At 62.0% G+C, this 18,450-nt stretch carries 16 protein-coding genes; 5 read left to right on the forward strand and 11 right to left on the reverse strand.

The annotated features are described in order from the left end of the window. Positions 1-10 precede the first annotated feature (10 nt). The gene (locus tag ACM6I6_RS19915) at positions 11-730 is read left to right on the forward strand and encodes an NAD(P)H-dependent oxidoreductase (protein WP_323628604.1); all 720 of its coding nucleotides are present in this window, start codon (positions 11-13) and stop codon (positions 728-730) included. Positions 731-742: 12 nt separating this feature from the next. On the opposite strand, the gene ACM6I6_RS19920 is transcribed toward ACM6I6_RS19915, so the two are convergent. The 5 genes from ACM6I6_RS19920 to mexE form a co-directional block, all read right to left on the reverse strand. Further along, a complete protein-coding gene (locus ACM6I6_RS19920; RefSeq protein ID WP_323609029.1) occupies positions 743-1,138 on the reverse strand; it encodes a hypothetical protein in 396 nt (131 codons plus the stop codon). Positions 1,139-1,160: 22 nt separating this feature from the next. Beyond that, positions 1,161-1,559, reverse strand: a complete 399-nt coding sequence (locus ACM6I6_RS19925) for a hypothetical protein (RefSeq protein WP_323609030.1) — start codon at positions 1,557-1,559, stop codon at positions 1,161-1,163. Positions 1,560-1,651: 92 nt separating this feature from the next. Next, positions 1,652-3,070 (reverse strand): efflux transporter outer membrane subunit, encoded by a 1,419-nt coding sequence (locus tag ACM6I6_RS19930; protein WP_274077614.1) that lies wholly within the window; start codon positions 3,068-3,070, stop codon positions 1,652-1,654. Continuing rightward, positions 3,067-6,246, reverse strand: a complete 3,180-nt coding sequence (locus ACM6I6_RS19935) for an efflux RND transporter permease subunit (RefSeq protein ID WP_414920586.1) — start codon at positions 6,244-6,246, stop codon at positions 3,067-3,069. The genes ACM6I6_RS19930 and ACM6I6_RS19935 overlap by 4 nt, the downstream gene beginning before the upstream one ends. Positions 6,247-6,258: 12 nt before the next feature. Then, a complete protein-coding gene (mexE, locus tag ACM6I6_RS19940; protein ID WP_323609033.1) occupies positions 6,259-7,518 on the reverse strand; it encodes a multidrug efflux RND transporter periplasmic adaptor subunit MexE in 1,260 nt (419 codons plus the stop codon). Between the two features lie 171 nt (positions 7,519-7,689). Between mexE and ACM6I6_RS19945 the strand changes: the two genes are divergently transcribed. Next, positions 7,690-8,247 (forward strand): TetR/AcrR family transcriptional regulator, encoded by a 558-nt coding sequence (locus tag ACM6I6_RS19945; RefSeq protein ID WP_274077611.1) that lies wholly within the window; start codon positions 7,690-7,692, stop codon positions 8,245-8,247. A gap of 111 nt (positions 8,248-8,358) precedes the next feature. Here ACM6I6_RS19945 and ACM6I6_RS19950 read toward each other — a convergent pair whose 3' ends face one another. From ACM6I6_RS19950 to ACM6I6_RS19960, 3 genes are read right to left on the reverse strand one after another with little or no spacing between them, the layout of a single operon-like run. After that, complete coding sequence (locus ACM6I6_RS19950) at positions 8,359-9,591, reverse strand: nucleoside permease (protein ID WP_414920587.1); 1,233 nt, start codon at positions 9,589-9,591, stop codon at positions 8,359-8,361. Between the two features lie 44 nt (positions 9,592-9,635). Continuing rightward, a complete protein-coding gene (locus tag ACM6I6_RS19955) occupies positions 9,636-10,688 on the reverse strand; it encodes a sugar phosphate isomerase/epimerase family protein (RefSeq protein ID WP_414920604.1) in 1,053 nt (350 codons plus the stop codon). 38 nt (positions 10,689-10,726) lie between these two features. Beyond that, positions 10,727-11,893: a Gfo/Idh/MocA family protein gene (locus ACM6I6_RS19960; RefSeq protein WP_414920588.1), complete on the reverse strand. Its 1,167-nt coding sequence runs from the start codon at positions 11,891-11,893 to the stop codon at positions 10,727-10,729. 189 nt (positions 11,894-12,082) lie between these two features. On the opposite strand from ACM6I6_RS19960, the gene ACM6I6_RS19965 reads away from it, so the two are divergent. After that, positions 12,083-13,090: a LacI family DNA-binding transcriptional regulator gene (locus ACM6I6_RS19965; protein ID WP_323609037.1), complete on the forward strand. Its 1,008-nt coding sequence runs from the start codon at positions 12,083-12,085 to the stop codon at positions 13,088-13,090. A 350-nt stretch (positions 13,091-13,440) separates the two neighbouring features. On the opposite strand, the gene ACM6I6_RS19970 is transcribed toward ACM6I6_RS19965, so the two are convergent. Continuing rightward, positions 13,441-13,779 (reverse strand): hypothetical protein, encoded by a 339-nt coding sequence (locus ACM6I6_RS19970; protein WP_274077607.1) that lies wholly within the window; start codon positions 13,777-13,779, stop codon positions 13,441-13,443. A 111-nt stretch (positions 13,780-13,890) separates the two neighbouring features. Beyond that, entirely contained in the window at positions 13,891-14,409 is a 519-nt protein-coding gene (locus tag ACM6I6_RS19975) for a winged helix-turn-helix transcriptional regulator (RefSeq protein ID WP_414920589.1), read from the reverse strand. Positions 14,410-14,507: 98 nt separating this feature from the next. Between ACM6I6_RS19975 and ACM6I6_RS19980 the strand changes: the two genes are divergently transcribed. Continuing rightward, positions 14,508-15,131, forward strand: a complete 624-nt coding sequence (locus ACM6I6_RS19980) for an isochorismatase family cysteine hydrolase (protein WP_274077605.1) — start codon at positions 14,508-14,510, stop codon at positions 15,129-15,131. A 7-nt stretch (positions 15,132-15,138) separates the two neighbouring features. Then, positions 15,139-16,704 carry an aldehyde dehydrogenase (NADP(+)) gene (locus ACM6I6_RS19985; protein WP_414920590.1) on the forward strand — a complete coding sequence of 522 codons (1,566 nt, stop codon included), beginning with the start codon at positions 15,139-15,141 and terminating at the stop codon, positions 16,702-16,704. Positions 16,705-16,850: 146 nt separating this feature from the next. Here ACM6I6_RS19985 and ACM6I6_RS19990 read toward each other — a convergent pair whose 3' ends face one another. Further along, positions 16,851-17,921, reverse strand: coding sequence for a GGDEF domain-containing protein (locus ACM6I6_RS19990; RefSeq protein ID WP_414920591.1), 1,071 nt, complete (start codon positions 17,919-17,921; stop codon positions 16,851-16,853). Positions 17,922-18,450: the final 529 nt, after the last annotated feature.

The following is an 18,450-nucleotide window of genomic DNA, read 5'->3' on the forward strand; positions in this document are numbered from 1 at the left end:
AGGATTCGCCATGAATGTTTTGATCGTGCATGCCCACCCCGAGCCAAAATCCTTTACCGCTGCGCTGCGCGACCAGGCGGTCGAAACCTTGCAAGCCCAAGGGCATGAGGTGCGGGTATCGGACCTGTACGCGATGAGCTGGAACCCGGTGGCCAGTGCCGAGGACTTCTGCATCAGGGAAAATCCCGAATACCTGGTCTACGCCCTCGAACAACGACGCAACAGCAAGGAGCAGACCCTCGCCGCCGATATCCAGCAGGAGCTGGACAAGCTGTTGTGGGCGGACCTGCTGATCCTCAACTTCCCGATCTACTGGTTCTCGACACCGGCCATTCTCAAGGGCTGGATTGACCGGGTGCTGGTATCCGGCATCTGCTACGGCGGCAAGCGCTTCTATGATCAAGGCGGCCTGAGCGGCAAGAAAGCCCTGGTGACCGTGACCCTGGGCGGGCGTGAGCACATGTTCGGCGACAACGCGATCCATGGCCCCCTGGAAGACATGTTGCGTCCGCTGTTGCGTGGGACCTTGGCCTATGTCGGGCTGGAGGTGCTACCACCTTTTGTCGGTTGGCATGTGCCGTACATCAGCGCTGAGGACCGACAGGCGTTTTTGCTCAGCTATCGCCAGCGCCTTGAAAACATCGATGCGGATGAGGCCATCGAGTACCCGCGCCTGAGTCAATTCGATGATCGGCTTTTTCCCCTGGGTCTGGGTGACACCCCGCTGTAGGAGCCAGCGAGTTCATTGCGCAGTCAGGGTGTAGTGGTAGTGCACTGCGCCCGTCTGTGGATCTACCAGCCAGTAGTCGTCCTTGTCCTTTTTCAGCCGATAGCATTCCTTGTTGATCTTGGGTGAGGTGAAACAGATCACCCCATCCTTGACGGTCCAATGTTCCGTTTCGGGTGGATTGCCTGACATCTTGAATATCTCGGTTCCGTCCGCATTGAAGCTCAAGGAATACGGCAAGCCCGACTCCCCTACGTTGTTAAGTTTGTTGCCAATCAGGGTACTGCGAACCTGATCGTCATCCAGCGCAACCGCCGAAGGCGAAACCGGTTTTATCGTATGGCTACCAGACGAAGCGCAACCGGACAAGACAAGGGCCAGGAATATACAACTCCAGTATTCTTTGCTCATGCCGCACCTCGCACATCAACCTTTATTGAACTGTAAACTTGTTGTTGGTTTTATTTTTCACGCTATCGACAAACCAGATCGTGACCCCGTCACTGAGTACTCTATTGCATTCCTTTCCATACTTCTGATAAGTGACGCAAATGACGTCTTCGGTAATCACCCAGGCGCCGGTTTGCATGGGCTCGCTGGAAATCTTGATGGTTGCGGTGCCGTCAGGATTCAATGTTTCAGAGAAAGGATATCCGGTGGACGTTACGCTGGAGTGCTTGCGACCTATTACCGTCGAATTTATCTCGCTTGCGTTTAACTGTTTCGCAGTCGGTGGGGCATCAGCATGCGCATCCATGGCAGCTTGATGACCAGAGGATGAGCAACCCGCCAGCAACAGTACAACTATTGAACAGGCCATTATCTTATTCATCTCTTTCACCTCTGTTATGACGCAGCGGATCCAATCTATAAATAGTAGTCACGCAATACCCCGTGAATATAATCATTCACGATAAACTGGCATCAGTTCATCGCGGCCAGCTTGTTGCCGCCACTGTCCCACCCTCCCCCCAGCGCCTTGTAGATCGCCACGATCCCCCGGTACTGATCCACTTCACCCTGGGCCTGGGCATCCTCCGCATTCAAGCGCTCGCGCTCGGCATCGAGCAGCACCAGGTAATCCACCGACCCTTCCTTGTACTGGATCGCCGCCAGACTGGCCGCCGCGCGGCTCGACTCGCTCTGCTTGATCAACGACAACAACCGCTGCTGGCGTTTGCCATAGTCGCTGAAGGCGTTCTCCGACTCTTCCAGCGCCAGCAGCACTTGCTGTTCATACGTGGCCAGGGCGCCTTCGGCGTCGGCGTTGGCGCCGCGAATGCGGGCGCGCACGCTGCCCAGGTCAAAGGTGGCCCAGGTAATGCTCGGGCCCAGGCTCCAGGCGCGGGCGGCGCTGGAGCCGATCTGCGAACCGCGCCCGGCGGTGAAGCCAAGGAAGCCGCTGAGGCTGACACGGGGAAACAGGTCGGCAGTGGCCACGCCGACATCCGCCGTCGCCGACGCCAGCCTGCGTTCGGCCGCCAGCACATCGGGACGCCGCTGCAACAACTCGCCGGGATCACCGATCGGCAGCGCCTTGGCGATGGCCGGCAGGTCCGCCGGGCTCAAGGACACGCTCAGTTGCTCCGGGCGTTCACCGAGCAAGGTGGCGATGCGGTTTTTCTCCCGGACCTGCTCCGCTTGCAGCTGCGGTACGCTCGCCTCCACCGCGGCCAGGCGCGCGTCGGCGCGCACCACATCGAGTTCGTTGCCGACCCCGGCATCGCGCAGGCTCACGGTGACGCTGCGCGAATCGCTCTGGTTCTTCAAGTTGGCCAGGGCGATTTTCTCCCGCAGTTGAGCGCCGCGCAGTTGACCATAGGCATCCACCAGCTCGGCGATCATCGACACCCGCAACTGGTAGAGATCCGCCGCCGCGGCGTCTTCCCGCGCATCGCTCGATTCGAGCTGACGCTGGATGCGCCCGAACAGATCAATCTCCCAGGCCATGTCCAGCCCCAGGTCGTAGCGCTCCAGGTTGACCCGGTGCTCGGTCTGCCCTGGCACCTGCGCACGCCCTTGCTCACTGCTGACGCGGCTGGTGACCACGGGCAGATTGTCGTTGCTGACGTCGTCACGAATGGCCCGGGCGGCTTTCCAGCGGGCAAACGCCACCCGCAGGTCGCGGTTGCCTTCCAGGGACTTGCTCACCAACTGGTTCAGCGTGGGGTCGTCGAACTGCTGCCACCACAGGCGCTCGAAACGCGCCTGATCGTAGTTGGCCGCCTTGGCATAAACGCTGACCGCTCGCGGGGTGTCGGGGGTCTTGTAGTCTGGCCCGACCGTGCACGCCGCCAGTGCCGTCACCAGGAGACTGGGCAAAAACAACTTCAGGGCTTTCATGGTTGCACCTCCAGGTTCAGTGCATTGGCGCGTTTGCGCGCTTGCTTGCGTTCGATGTAGCGGCGAATCAGGACAAAGAACACCGGCGTCAGCAGCAGGCCGAAGAAGGTCACCCCGAGCATCCCGGAGAACACCGCTACCCCCATGGCCCGGCGCATTTCCGAGCCGGCGCCGGTGGACGTCACCAGCGGCACCACGCCCATGATGAAGGCGAACGAGGTCATGAGGATCGGCCGCAGCCGCATGCGGCAGGCGTCGAGCACGGCGTCCAGCGGCGACAGGCCCTGGGCCTGTCGGTCCTTGGCGAACTCGACGATCAGGATCGCGTTCTTGCACGCCAGGCCCACCAGGACGATCAGGCCGATCTGGGTGAAGATGTTGTTGTCGCCCTTGGAAATGATCACCCCGGCAATCGCCGACAGCAGGGTCATCGGCACGATCAGGATCACCGCCAGCGGCAGGCTCCAGCTTTCATACAGCGCGGCCAGCACCAGGAACGCCAGCAGCACGCAGAGCGGGAACACCAGCAGCGCCGTGTTGCCGGACAGGATCTGTTGGTAGGTCAGGTCGGTCCACTCGTAGGTCATGCCGTTGGGCAGTTCTTCCTTGAGCAGTTTCTCGATGGCTTTCTGGGCCTGGCCGGAGCTGTAGCCGGGGGCTGCACTGCCATTGATCTCCGCAGTGACGAAACCGTTGTAGTGCGAGACCCGGTCCGGCCCCGACGTCGGGCTGACCTTGACGAAGGTCGCCAGCGGAACCATCTCGCCGCGATCGTTGCGCACCTTCAACTGGCCGATCTGCTCCGGCTCCTGGCGGAACTGTTGCTCGGCCTGCACATTGACCTGGTAGGTGCGGCCAAAACGGTTGAAGTCGTTGGCGTACAGCGAGCCCAGGTACACCTGCAAGGTGTCGAAAATGTCGTTGATCTTCACGCCGTGGGTCTTGGCCTTTTCCCGGTCGATGGCCGCTTCCACTTGCGGCACGTTGACCGTGTAGCTGGTGAACAGGTTGGCCAGTTCCGGAACGCTGCGGCTCTTGGCGATGATGTTCATGGTTTCTTTGTACAGCTCTTCGTAGCCGAGGTTGCCGCGGTCCTCGATCTGCAGGCGGAAACCGCCGATGGTGCCCAGGCCTTGGACGGGTGGTGGCGGGAACACGGCGATGTAGGCGTCCTGGATGTCGCCGAACTTGCCGTTGAGCGACGCGGAAATCGCCCCGGCGGACAAGCTCGGGTCTTTGCGCTCATCGAACGGGCGCAAGCCGATGAAGGCGATGCCGGCGTTCGGGCTGTTGGTGAAACCGTTGATCGACAGCCCGGGAAATGCCACGGCACTGTCGAACCCCGGCTCGTTCATCGCGATGGTGCTCATGCGGCGGATCACCGATTCGGTGCGATCCAGGCTCGCCGCGTCCGGCAGCTGGGCGAAGGTCACCAGGTACTTCTTGTCCTGGGTCGGCACGAATCCGGTCGGCGTGGTGCTGAAGCCCATATAGGTCATGCCGATCAGGCCGGCGTACACCAGCAAGGCGACGCTGCTGCCACGAATGATCTTGGCCACGGCAACCACGTAGCCATGGCTGGCCTTGTCGAAAAAGCGGTTGAAGGGTTTGAACAGCCAACCGCCGAGCAAGCGATCCAGCACTTTCGAGAAGCGGTCTTTCGGCGCGCCGTGGGCCTTGAGCAGCACCGCTGCCAGCGCTGGCGACAAGGTCAGGGAGTTGAAGGCCGAGATCACCGTGGAGATGGCGATGGTCAGGGCGAACTGTTTATAGAACTGCCCGGTGAGCCCGGAAATGAACGCCGCCGGCACAAACACCGCGCACAACACCAGCGCCGTGGCGATGATCGGGCCGGTCACCTCGCCCATGGCCTTCTTGGTGGCCTCGACCGGCTCCAGGCCCGATTCGATATTGCGCTCGACGTTCTCCACCACCACGATCGCATCATCCACCACGATGCCGATGGCCAGCACCAGGCCGAACAGCGACAGTGCATTGAGGGAGAAACCGAGCAGGTGCATCACGGCAAAGGTGCCGATCAGTGACACCGGCACCGCCACCAGCGGAATGATCGAGGCGCGCCAGGTCTGCAGGAACAGGATCACTACCAGCACCACCAGGATCAGCGCTTCGAACAGGGTGTGAACCACCGCCTCGATCGAACTGCGCACGAAGATGGTCGGGTCGTAGACGATCTCGTAGGCCATGCCTTGGGGGAAGTTTTTCTTCAGCTCGGCCATCTTCGCCCGCACCTGGTCGGAGATGTCGATGGCGTTGGACCCCGGGCGCTGGAAGATCGGCATGGCCACCGCTTCCTGGTTGTTGAGCAGCGCCCGCAGTGCGTACTGGTTGGATCCCAGCTCGACCCGGGCAATGTCCTTGAGACGGGTGATCTCGCCGTTCGGGCCACTGCGGATGATCACATTTTCGAACTCTTGCTCGGTGACCAGCCGGCCTTGGGAATTGATCGACATCTGGAAGTGGGTGGCATTCGGCGCCGGTGGCGAACCCAGTGCCCCGGCCGCGACCTGGCGGTTCTGCTCGCGCACCGCGTTGACCACGTCGGTGGCGGTCAGGTTGCGCGAGGCGGTCTTGTCCGGATCGAGCCAGATACGCAGGGAGTAGTCACCGATACCGAACATCTTCACATCGCCGATGCCGTCCAGGCGCGACAGCTCATCCTTGACGTTGAGGATCGCGTAGTTGGACAGGTACAGCATGTCGTAGCGCTTGTCCGGCGACACCAGGTGCACCAGCAAGGTCAATTCCGGTGAGGCCTTGTCCACGGTGATACCGATGCGCGTCACTTCTTCCGGCAATTTCGGCTCGGTGCGGGTCACGCGGTTCTGCACCTGGACCTGGGCGTTATCCAGGTCGGTGCCCAGGGCGAAGGTCACGGTCAGCGTCAAACGCCCGTCCGCCGTGGACTGCGAGGACATGTACAGCATGTTCTCGACGCCGGTGATGGCTTGCTCCAACGGCGCCGCCACGGTTTCGCCGATGACCTTGGGGTTGGCCCCCGGGTAATTGGCGTGAACCACCACGGTCGGCGGCACCACTTCGGGGTATTCGCTGATCGGCAGCTGGAACAGCGAGATGGCGCCCGCGATCAGGATCAGCAGCGACAGCACCGCGGCGAAGATCGGCCGCGTGATGAAGAACTGTGAGAATTTCATGTCGGTGCTCCCTTATCCGCGAGGGCTGGCAGGCGCATCCGTTTTCACCAGGGCTGGTGATTTGACGGAGGCGGAGGATGGGCTTGCGGGTTGATTGCCTGCCTCAACGGCCTGGCGTTGGCGGGCCAGTGTCGCCACCGTTTCCGGGTCGGCCATGGGCGCGTCCTGCGGGGCGACCACGGCACCGGGACGGACCCGCTGCAGGCCGTTGATGACGATGCGGTCGTCCTTCTGCAATCCGCTGCGCACGATGCGCAGGCCTTCAAGCTTGGGGCCCAGGTCGACGCTGCGGTACACCGCCTTGTTGTCCTGATCGATGACCAGCACGAACCTCTTGCCAAGGTCGGTGCCCACTGCCTCGTCCTTGATCAGCAGGCCGGCATAGGCGGCGCTGCCCACCAGTTTCAGCCGGGCGTACAACCCGGGGGTGTATTGGCCGTCGGCGTTGTCGAACACCGCACGACCACGGATGGTCCCGGTCTTGGGATTGACCTGGTTGTCGACGAAGTTCATCTGCCCCAGGTGACTGTTGCCCTCTTCGTTCGAAAGGCCCATGTACACCGGCGTGCTCTGGCCGCGCTGGCCCTGGCGGGAGAGCTGGCCGTACTTGAGGAACAGGCGCTCGTCGGCATCGAAGTAGGCGTACACCTTGTCGGTGGAGACCACGCTGGTGAGCGGCGTGGTATCGGCGGTGACGATGTTGCCGGCGGTGATTTCCGCGCGGCTGACACGGCCGCTGATCGGCGCGGTGACGCGGGTGAAGCTCAGGTTCAGCCGGGCAAGGTCGAGCTGCGCCTGGATCGCATCGACACCGGCCTTGGCCTCTTGTGCGGTGGTGGTGCGGGTGTCGGCCAGTTCCGCGGAAATCGCATTGCTGCCGAGCAAGCGCTGCCCGCGCTGCGCTTCATTGGCGGTGCGCAGCAGCGTCGCCCGGGCTTGTTGCAACTGGGCCTGGAAACGCTCGACCTCGTGCTCGAAGGGCCGCGGATCGATCTGGAACAACAGGTCCCCCTTCTTCACCAACGCACCGTCGGTAAAGGCGACCCGTTCAATCTGCCCTGATACCCGTGGACGGACCTCGACGGTTTCCGGGGCTTCCAGTCGTGCGGTCACCTCGTCCCATTCGGTAATAGGCTGCTCGATCACCTTGGCCACCGTGACGTGCGGCGCCCCCGGTGCATTGGCGGCGACAGGCGCACGATCGCAAGCGGCAAGCATCGTGAGTGCCAATGCGGCAAGTGGATAACGCAGAGGTTTGAGGGACTGTTCCATGGAGTATCCGCCTTGAGCATTGTTTTTGATGATAGCCATCATGTATAAGGGCAAAAAAAAGAGATTTGGCCGTCACACATTTGCGCCAACAATATATGACGACTATCATAATTACTAGCCTCTCAGCGACGACTTGCCAAGGGCCATGCCCACCGGCCACAGGAGCACCCCATGAAAGTGACGAAAGACAAGGCTGCGGCCAACAAGGAAGCGATCCTCACGGCCGCCTCCCGGCTGTACCGCGAGAAAGGCATCGACGGGATCGGCATCGGCGAACTGTCCCGTTCGGTCGGGCTGACCCACGGCGGGTTCTACGGGCAGTTTCCAGGCGGCAAGGAGCAGCTGGCTTGCGAGGCCGTCAGCAGGACGTTCGAGACCAACATTCAACAATGGCAGGACGCCAAATCGATTCCCGAGCTGGTCAAGGGTTACCTGACCCAGAAGCACCTGGACAACTGGACCGAGGGCTGCCCGATTCCCGCCCTGGCGACCGATGTCGCGCGTACCGGCGGCGCGGTCAGCCAGTCCTTCACCAAGGGCATCGAGCGCTTGATCGAGATACTGATGCCATTGGTGGAGGGCGAAAACCCGGAGGAAAAACACCAGGAAGCGTTGCGGGTCATTGCCTCGATTGCCGGTGCCATGCTCGTTGCCAGGGCCTTGGATAAGCCGGAGCTGTCCCAGCAATTCCTGACCTCGGTGATCAATGCATGGCCAGGCTCCTTGTAGGAGCGAGCTCGCTCGCGATGGTCGCCAACGATAACGCGTGCTGCCTGAAAGGACGCGTTAACGTTGGCGACCATCGTCGGAACGCCGCCCGGAGCAAGCTCCTACAAGGGGTCAGACCGTTGTTTGCACCACCACCTTCTCTCGTCCCTTGAACGCCAGGGAAAAACAGAAAAAGATCGCCAGGGCAAACCCTGCCGGGAACAGCCAGATGCTTTTCCAGTCATGGCTACCCGCCGTCGCGGCGTAGTGGTCGGTCACCTGCCCCGCCACCCAGAAACCGATCAGCATGCCCAGGCCGTAGGTCGCCAGGGTGATCAAGCCCTGGGCGGAACTCCTGAAGCGTTCCGAAGCCTTGGCGTCGGTGTAGATCTGTCCGGAAACGAAGAAGAAGTCATAGCAGATGCCGTGCAACGCAATGCCGGTGAACAGCATGAAAGCCAGGTCGCCGTTGTTGCCATAGGCGAATAACAGGTAGCGCAAGGCCCAGGCCAGCATCCCCACCAGCAGTGCAAGCTTGATCCCGAAGCGATGAATGAACAGAGGCAGAAGCAGCATGAACAGTACTTCGGAGACTTGCCCGATGGCCATTTTTGCCGTGGGGTTGGTCACGCCGATTTCCGCCAGGAACGGGTTGGCGTTCTGGTAGTAGAACGCCAGCGGAATGCAGATCAGGATGGACGCGATGAAGAACACCAGATAACTGCGATCCTTGAGCAAACCCAGGGCATCCAGCCCGAGCATCTGCTTGAGGCCGCCGTTCGCTTCGCCTTTGAGCGGTGCGGTGCGCGGCAAGGTGAAGCTGTAGAGGCCCAGCAGCAGTGACGCAATCGCCGACATCAGGAAGGTGTTGCGCAACCCGCCTGACGAAATCGCCGCTTGTGAATCCCAGGCAAACACGAAGCTGATCACCACGCCGGCGACGATCCAGCCGATGGTGCCCCACACGCGGATGCGCGAGAACTCCAGCGCCGGGTCGCTCATCTGGCGGAACGCGACGGAATTGACCAGGGCCAGGGTCGGCATGTAGATCATCATGTAGGCCAGCACGAACGGATAGAAGGTGCTGAAGTCCGGTGCGCGATACAGCTGATACAGCAACACCGCGCCCACCAGGTGCAACACGGCGAGAATGCGCTCGGCATTGAAGAAGCGATCGGCAATCAGACCTATCACGAACGGCGCGATGATCGCCCCCCATGACTGGGTCGAGAACGCCATGCCGATCTGCCCGCCAGTGGCGCCCAGATTGCTGGCGAGAAAAGTACCGAGGGTGACGAACCAGCCACCCCAGATAAAGAACTGCAGGAACATCATTGCGCTTAATCGCGCGGTCATCGTGGTCATGACAGTCACCGTCTTATTTTTGTTTTTGTGCGAGAGAAATGTGTTCAGGCGTCAGATAGCCCCAACAATCGTCGATTGAAAGCGGCGTCTGACGACACGCTGGCGAAATCGTCGAAAGCCTTTCGGGTCTTGCTGATCATGTGTCGCTCGATGAACGCCGCCCCTTCTGCGGCGCCCTGCGCAGAGTCCTTCAGGCAGCATTCCCACTCCAGCACGGCCCACCCGGCGAAGTCGTATTGGGTCAGTTTGCTGAAGATCGATTTGAAATCGATCTGGCCATCGCCCAATGAGCGGAAACGCCCCGGCCGTTCGACCCAACCCTGATAACCGCCGTAGACCCCGGAACGGGCATCGGGCCGGAACTCGGCGTCCTTGACGTGGAACATGCGGATGCGTTCGTGGTAGCGGTCGATGAAGCCCAGGTAGTCCATTTGCTGCAGCAGCAGGTGGCTGGGGTCATACAGGATCGCCGCGCGGGGATGGTGATCGACCGCCTCCAGGAAGCGCTCGAAAGAAGCGCCGTCGTGCAGGTCTTCGCCGGGGTGAATCTCGTAGCACAGGTCGACGCCGGCCTCTTCGAAACAATCGAGGATCGGCAACCAGCGCTTGGCCAGTTCCTCGAAACCCTGCTCGACCAGGCCACTCGGGCGCTGCGGCCATGGGTAGATGTAGGGCCAGAGCAACGCCCCGGAAAAGGTCGCGTGGGCCTTCAAGCCCAAGCGCTGACTGGCGCGAGCCGCCAGCTTCAATTGGTCGATGGCCCAGTCGGTGCGTGCCTGGGGTTGGCCGCGCAAATGTGCCGGTGCGAAGTCATCGAACAGCGTGTCGAACGCCGGATGTACCGCCACCAATTGGCCTTGAAGATGGGTCGAGAGTTCACTGATTTCGACGCCTTCCCGGGCGCAGACGGCTTTCAGTTCATCGCAGTAATCCTGGTCTTCGGCGGCGCGCGCAAGGTCGATGAACTGCGTGCCCAGGGTCGGCAATTGAATGGCCTTGTAACCCTGGGAGGCCGCCCAGTGGGCGATGTTGGCCAGGGTATCGAAAGGTGCTTCGGCGGACATGAACTGCGCGAGGAAAATCCCCGGGCCACGCATGCCGGTTTGAGTAAGGTCGGTCATGGGAGTCTCCAGAGTCATGGGGTGCAGACCAGTTCGGTCCACTTGGCGTCGCCACGATGGTTGGCGATCACGGTCTCGATGAACGCCATGCCGCGCAGGCCGACGTCGATCCCGGGCACCCCGGGAGCATCGTGCCCCGCGACATTGCCACGGATGGCGCGGGCAAAATCGCCGTAGAGATTGGCCATGGCTTCGAGATAGCCTTCGGGATGCCCGGCCGGCAAACGCATGCGCTCGCTGGCGGCTGCGCACAGCCACGGCTGGCCGACGCCGGAGCGCAGGATGCGCATGGGTTGATCGAGGGCACGGTGGATCAGGCTGGCAGGTTCTTCCTGCCGCCATTCCAGCCCGCCCTTGTCGCCATAGACGCGGATTTTCAGCGGGTTTTCTTCGCCGGCGCAGACTTGGCTGGCGATCAACACGCCGCTGGCGCCGCCGGCCATCTTGAACAGCATAGAGGCGTCATCGTCCAGCTGACGGCCGGCGATATGAACGCCCAACATTGCGCACAGGTGCTGGATCGGTTGATCCGCGACGAACTCGGCCAGGGAGAAGGCATGGGTGCCAATGTCACCAATGCAGCCGCCCAAACCGGACTGTTCAGGCTTGTCGCGCCATTGCGCCTGCTTGTTCCCTTGCCCGGCCACATCCTGGCTGAGCCAGCCCTGGGGGTACTCGACAATGACCTTGCGCACCGCACCGATTACGCCGCTGCGCACCATGTCGCGCGCCTGCCAGACCATGGGGTAACCCAGGTACGTATGGGCCAGGCCGTATAGTTGGCCGCTGCGTTCGACCACGTCCTTGAGTGCGAGCAATTCGGCCAGGTTCAGCGCCGCGGGTTTTTCACTGAACACATGAAAACCCGCGCTCAGCGCCTGGCTGGCGATCGGCGCGTGCAAGTGGTTGGGGGTGACGATCACCAGCAGCTCCATGCGCTGCTCAGCGGGCAACGCACGCTCGGCCTCGAGCATCTGCTGCCAGTCGCTGTAGCAGCGCGAGGCCGGCAAGCCCAATGCTGCGCCAGTGTTCCGATTGTTCTGTGCATCGCGACTGAACGCGCCGCACACCAGTTCAAAACGGCCATCGAGGCCGGCGGCCTGGCGGTGGGCTTGAGCAATGAATGCGCCCTCGCCGCCCCCGACAAAGCCCAATCTTATTTTTGGTATTGCAGCGTTCATCGCAATGTTCTCTGTTGGAAGCGGCTTTTCAAACTTGAATCCCGACTATGATGTAACCGGTTACATCGTGGCGGAAATTTAGGCTCAGTTTCGTTGCCTGTCAAACCCCGGATTAGGATCCATTAATATTTCAGCCCAAGGCTAACTGCGTTAAGCTCGCCGCCCGCGCGGTTCGATAACGAGGTGATTTTGTCCAATATCCGTGAAGTAGCCCGGCTGGCCGGCGTCTCGGTGGCCACGGTGTCCAGAACCCTGAAATCGCCTGAGCGTGTGCTTCCCGAGACACGGGACAAGGTCAACGCGGCCGTGGAACAGGCCGGCTACAGGCCGAACCTGATGGCAGTGCAGTTTCGCTCGCGCCGCACCGGCAACCTGGTGATCCTGGTGCCCGCCATCGCCAACACTTTTTTTGCCCGGGTCATCAGCGGCGCGCAACAGGCGGCGCAGGCGGCCAACTATCGGCTGCTGCTGTGCGACACCCAGGGCCGCGAAGAGATCGAACGGGAATTCGCCGAGCTGGTGTACAACCATCAGGCTGACGGTGTGATCCAGTTGCGTGCCTTCGATCCGTTCGAGGCGCCCTTCCCCAACGTCGAGTTGCCGCCCATCGTCAACGCCTGCGAGGTGATTCAAGGCGGCCGTCATCCGACCATCAGCCTGGACAATCGCGCGGCCGCCAAGGCCATGACCGAACACCTGATCGAACTGGGCCACCGCCGGATCGGCCTGATCAAGGGCCCGAAAAGCAGCCCGCTGACCCGCGATCGTGTGGCTGGTTATCAGGATGCCTTGCGTCAGGCCGGCATCGATTGCGACCCGGCGCTGATCTGCCATGGTGATTTCAGCTTGAAGGCCGGTGATGACGGCGCAGCCGCCATGCTGGACCTGCCCGAGCGTCCCACTGCACTGTTCTGCGAAAACGATGAAATGGCCATCGGCGCGTTGAAACGCATCAAGCAACAGGGTTTGCGGGTGCCCGAGGACATTTCGCTGGTCGGTTTTGACGACATTCCATTCGCAAAGTACTGCGATCCACCGCTGACGACCATCGCCCAGCCCGCCGAAGTCTTCGGCCAGAAAGCCGTCGAGATGTTGATTGCGCTGATCGAAAAGAAACCGCTGGTACAGCGGCATGTGGTGTTGCCGTTCGAGCTGACGTTGCGCGGCAGCACGGCGGTGGTGCAACAGACAACTTAGAAGACCACTGGCACCGCTTTCGCCAGCAGGCCGCTCCCACAATGGATCTGTATCGTGCCTGTTTTTTGAATTCACTGAGGATCAAGTGTGGGAGCGAGCTTGCTCGCGATGGCGGTGGCTCAGTCGCCATCCATGCTCAATGTGCCGGCCTCTTCGCGAGCAAGCTCGCTCCCACAGTGGATCTGCTTCGTGCCTGTTTTTTGAATTCACTGAAGATCAAATGTGGGAGCGAGCTTGCTCGCGATGGCGGTGAGTCAGTCGACATCCATACTGAATGTGCCGGCCTCTTCGCGAGCAGGCTCGCACACAGTGGATTTGCTTACACCGATGGGAGGGGTTGCGGGGCTTGGTTAAAGGCACTCCTGAGCAGCACGTTCAAGCCGCGATGGCCCGAACGTCGAGGCCAGCAACGTGCGTTCGTACAGGAACACCTTGCCGCCATTCGAGGCCTTGTAGGCTTCGAGCACATCGTCGGCGGCGACCTTGCTCGAAACGACGATTCGATAGCTGCGCTGAGTCTGCGAAATCGTTGCGCTCAGTGCGTCTTCCTGCAATTTAGGCAACACACACTGGGCGTAGTCCGCCGGTGCCTTTTTCGTCTGCAGGGTCAGTGTCGGGTTATTGGGTGCAGAAGCACACCCGGACAGCAGCAAGGGGGCGATCAGCGCCAGTCGAGTCAGCATCTTCATCACAGGGTTCCGCAAGGCGTTTTCAATGCACGGCATGTTCCCTGTTTGCCGGCAGCAACAGAACTTGTGATGGATGATTGTGACTATCAGTGCAACGAATAGTCGCAGTCTTCACTCGGCGGACTTGACCACCGACCCGCGCTTGAATGCCTCCCGTCGTTCCTGGCGCTCCAGGGCATAGGCCGCGCTCGGCTCGCTGCTCAACTCATCACGGCGCAACAGTTCACCACAATGATCGCACAACGGCCCGAGCCCCGCGGGCTGGCCGCAAGTCTGGTGGGTGTAGCGCACGGCCAGGCCCTCTTGCGGCGACTTACACCAGGTTTCGCCCCAGGCCCGCAACGCCAGCACCACAGAATAAAACGCCTGCCCCTTGGCCGTGAGGTGGTACTCGTAGCGCGGCGGCCGCTCGTTGTAGGCGCGGCGCTCGACCATGCCGTCCGCCTCCAGGCTTTTCAGGCGGGTCGCGACCATCTGCGGGGTGCCGCCGGTCTGCGCCTGGATCTCATCGTAGCGGTGATTGCGCATGAACAACTCGCGCAACACCAGCACGGTCCAGCGATCACCAACCACGTCTTCGGCCCGGGCAATCGGACACAGGGTTTCAGGGCTAGTCTTTTTTAACGCCATACGGGCTTGCCTCTTTCCAAGTAACTATGATTATCATATCTACATGCTGCCACGGCAAGCCCATGGCAGCGATCCGTCCATTTCCTGGAGCATTGGTCATGTCCAACACCCCCTACCCGCTGGATCGAACCGCCTACCTGCTGGTCGATCCCTACAACGACTTCCTGTCCGAAGGCGGCAAGATCTTCCCGCTGCTCGAGCCGATCGCCCGGCAAGTCGGCCTGCTGGACAACCTGCGCACCCTCGACCGTACCGTCCGCGCCCTGGACATACCGGTGTTCATCGTACCGCACCGGCGCTGGGAACAAGGCGACTACGAGAATTGGGATCACCCAAGCCCCACCCAATGCAAGATCCAGCACATGCACCACTTCGCTCGCGGCGAATGGGGCGGCGAATGGCATCCCGATTTCGCGCCCCAGCCTGGCGACGTCGTCATCCAGGAGCATTGGGGTTCGAGCGGCTTTGCCAACACCGACCTGGATTTTCGCCTCAAGCAGAAAGGCATCACCCACGTGATCATCGTCGGCCTGCTGGCCAACACCTGCATCGAGGCCACCGCCCGCTACGCCCAGGAACTGGGCTACCACGTCACCCTGGTGCGCGACGCCACCGCCGCTTTCAAGCCGGAAATGATGCACGCCGCCCATGAACTGAACGGTCCGACCTTCGCCCATTCGATTGTCACCACCGAGCAACTGATCGCCACCCTCAAGCCGTGAGCACACCATGAAACTGACTGGAAACCTGTTGATCGGCGCCAACGAAGTCGCCGCCAGCGCAGGGACGATGAAGGCGCTGAACCCCGCCAACAATCAGCTGATCGAGCCGGAATTCGCCTTCGGTGGCGCCGCCGAAGTGGACCTGGCGGCGAACCTCGCCGACGCCGCGTTCGACCACTACAGCCACACCTCGCTCGCCGAGCGATCGGCCTTGCTCGAACGCATCGCCGACAATCTGGACGCCGTCGCCCAGCCGCTGGCCGCAAGGGCCGCCCTGGAAACCGGCCTGCCCGAAGCCCAACTGCTGGGCGAAGTGGCCAAGGCCGTGACGCAGTTTCGGCAATTCGCCGAGGTGGTGCGCCGGGGACGCTTCCTCCAGGTGGCCATCGATCCGGCCCAGCCCGAGCGCCAGCCACGCCCGCGCATGGATCATCGCCTGCAGAAAATCGCCCTCGGCCCGGTGGCGGTGTTTGGCGCCAGCAACTTCCCCATCAGCTACTCGGTGGCCGGCGGCGACACCGCCGCGGCGCTGGCGGCGGGCGCGACGGTGATCGTCAAGGCCCACAACGCTCACCCGGGAGCCTCGGAAATCCAGGCCCGAGCCATCCGCAAGGCCGTGCAGGACAGCGGCTTGCCTGAAGGTGTGTTCTCGATGGTGCGCGGCGCGGGCAATGCGATCGGCGAAGCCCTGGTCGACCATCCGTTGATCAAGGCCGTGACCTTCACCGGTTCCGAACAGGGCGGCATGGCCCTGTATCGCCGGGCACAGCTACGCCCTGAGCCGATCCCGGTCTTCACCGAGATGGCCAGCGTCAACCCCACGTTCATCCTGCCCCAGGCACTGGCCGAGCGTGGCGCACAGATCGGCGACGGTTTTATCGAGCGCATGCTGGTCAATGTCGGGCAGGCCTGTCTCAAGCCGGCGATCCTGATTGCCATCGCCGGGGCCGGTTTCGAGGCCATGCGTGACGCCATGATTAGCCGCGTGACGACGGCACCGGCGCGGCCAATGCTGACGCCGGGCATCCATGGGGCTTACTTGAGCGGACTCGACAGGTTGCACGGCGCCGGTGCCAGACCGGTAGCCGAAGGCCTGGCCGCCACGGCGGATCTGGACGGTCAGTCCGCCTTGCTAGAGGTCGACGGCCAACGCTTTCTCAGCGAAACAACCCTTACCGAGGAAGTGTTCGGGCCGGCAGCCCTGCTGGTGAAGGTCGAGGATGAGGCGCAAATGTTCGCGGTCGCCCGGGCGCTGCGCGGACAGCTCAGTGCTGCCATGCACATGGAAGCCGAGGACTTGGCGCTGGCCCGTCGTTTGCTGCCGATCCTGGAGCGGCGCACCGGGCGGATCGTCGTCAACGCCTTTGCCCATCCCCAGGAGGTGTCATTCGCCAGCGTGCATGGCGGGCCGTTTCCGGCGTCGTCGGACAGCCGTTTCACGTCGGTGGGCATGAGTTCCATCGAGCGTTTTCTGCGGCCCGTGTGCTACCAGGGTTTTCCCGATGCGTTGCTGCCCGAGGCACTGCGTGAGGGCAATCCGCTCGGTGTGCCGCGCAGCGTCGACGGTCAATAAGCAGTTTTCGCGCCTGGCAAATTCTAAATGTGGGAGCGGGCTTGCTCCGGGCGGCGTTCCGACGAAGAGGGAGTGTCAGGCGACATCATTGAACCTGACACGCCCCCTTCGCGAGCAAGCCCGCTCCCACAGGTATCAGGGTCAGGTCAGGAAAAGGTGGTCGCCGCCCCTTCCTGCAAGGCAAACACCTGATTCCGCCCATTGCGCTTGGCCTGGTACAACCCGTCATCGGCGCGGGTCAGCAGGCTTTCCAGGTTGTCGCCGGGCTGTACGAAGGCGACGCCGAATGACGCGGTCACGGTGTCCAGCACGGTGTCGGTGCTGCGCGCCTTGATCCGCAAGGACTGGACCTTCAGGCGCAGGTGCTCGGCGAAGGCACAGGCACTGCCCAGGTCGGCGCAATCGGGCAGGACCACACAGAACTCTTCACCGCCGTAACGCGCCGCGAACGCATTGGCTGGCAACGCCCCGCGCAGCACCTGGGCAACATGCTGCAGCACCCGGTCGCCCAGCGGGTGACCGTACTGATCATTGAATTGCTTGAAGTGGTCGATATCCAGCATCAACAGGGCCACCCCACGGGAAGCCTTGCCCAGCGCCTGTTCCAGCAGGCGGGTGAACGCGGTGCGGTTGAACAGTTCGGTCAGGCCGTCGAGGGTCGCGGCCAGTTGCGCGCGCTGCAGTTTGTCGCGCAGGGTCTTGATTTCGTCCTGTGCCGAGTGCAACTGGGTGAGGAAGTGTTCCTGTTGGCTCTGCATCAGCCGAGTGCTCTGCTGCAGCTCGCTCAAGATGCCCGGCAGGCGGTCATTGGCCGGTTCGTCGAGCATTTCCAGGCACTGCCCCAGGCGGTTCTGGAAGTTGAGGCTGCCTTCCACGCTTTGCGAGACGTCGCGCTCCATGCCATCGACCAGGCTGATGACCTGATGCTGTTCGGCGCGGGCATCTTCCAGCTCGTCACGGATGATGTACTGGCGAAACAGGCGAGTCGCCGATTCTGGCGGGCAACCGTCGAAGTCCCGGACTACGCGGTCCAGGTGACGATTGAGCTCCGGGTCCTGGCCCTGGCTGTAGGTGTACCAGAGGGCGTAGTGCACGGGATTGGGCGGGATGTTATGGCGAACCATCAGCGGCACGGCCTGCTTGAGCAGGGCCGCCGCTTCGCGGGAGTCTTCCGGATACAGCGCTAGGACATTCGCACGCGTTTCTGATGAGCTCATAACGTCACTGTGGTTTTTTATCATGGGCATTTCGGCTGTGCGCTGAGCATACCGATACGCCTGATAAACGGCTATCCCCGCAAATGATCCTTAAAACTGTAGGAGCCCGGCTTGCCGGCGAAGGCGTCCTCGAATATTGCAGCGGGCTTTCGGGCCTCTTCGCTGGCAAGCCAGCTCCTACAAAGGTGCGCGGGGCGTTGCGTTGTGGTCGACGCGGATTTGTAGGAGCCCGGCTTGCCGGCGAAGGCGTCTTCGAATATTGCGTCGAGTTTGCGGGCCTCTTCGCTGGCAAGCCAGCTCCTACAAAGGTTTGCGCGGGGCGTTGCGTTGCGGTCGACGCGGACTTGTAGGAGCCCGGCTTGCCGGCGAAGGCGTCCTCGAATATTGCAGCGGGCTTTCGGGCCTCTTCGCTGGCAAGCCAGCTCCTACAAAGGTGCGCGGGGCGTTGCGTTGCGGTCGACGCGGACTTGTAGGAGCCCGGCTTGCCGGCGAAGGCGTCCTCGAATATTGCAGCGGGCTTTCGGGCCTC

Source organism: Pseudomonas sp. IT-P218, assembly GCF_949767605.1.
GTDB classification, from domain to species: Bacteria; Pseudomonadota; Gammaproteobacteria; order Pseudomonadales; family Pseudomonadaceae; genus Aquipseudomonas; species Aquipseudomonas putida_AE.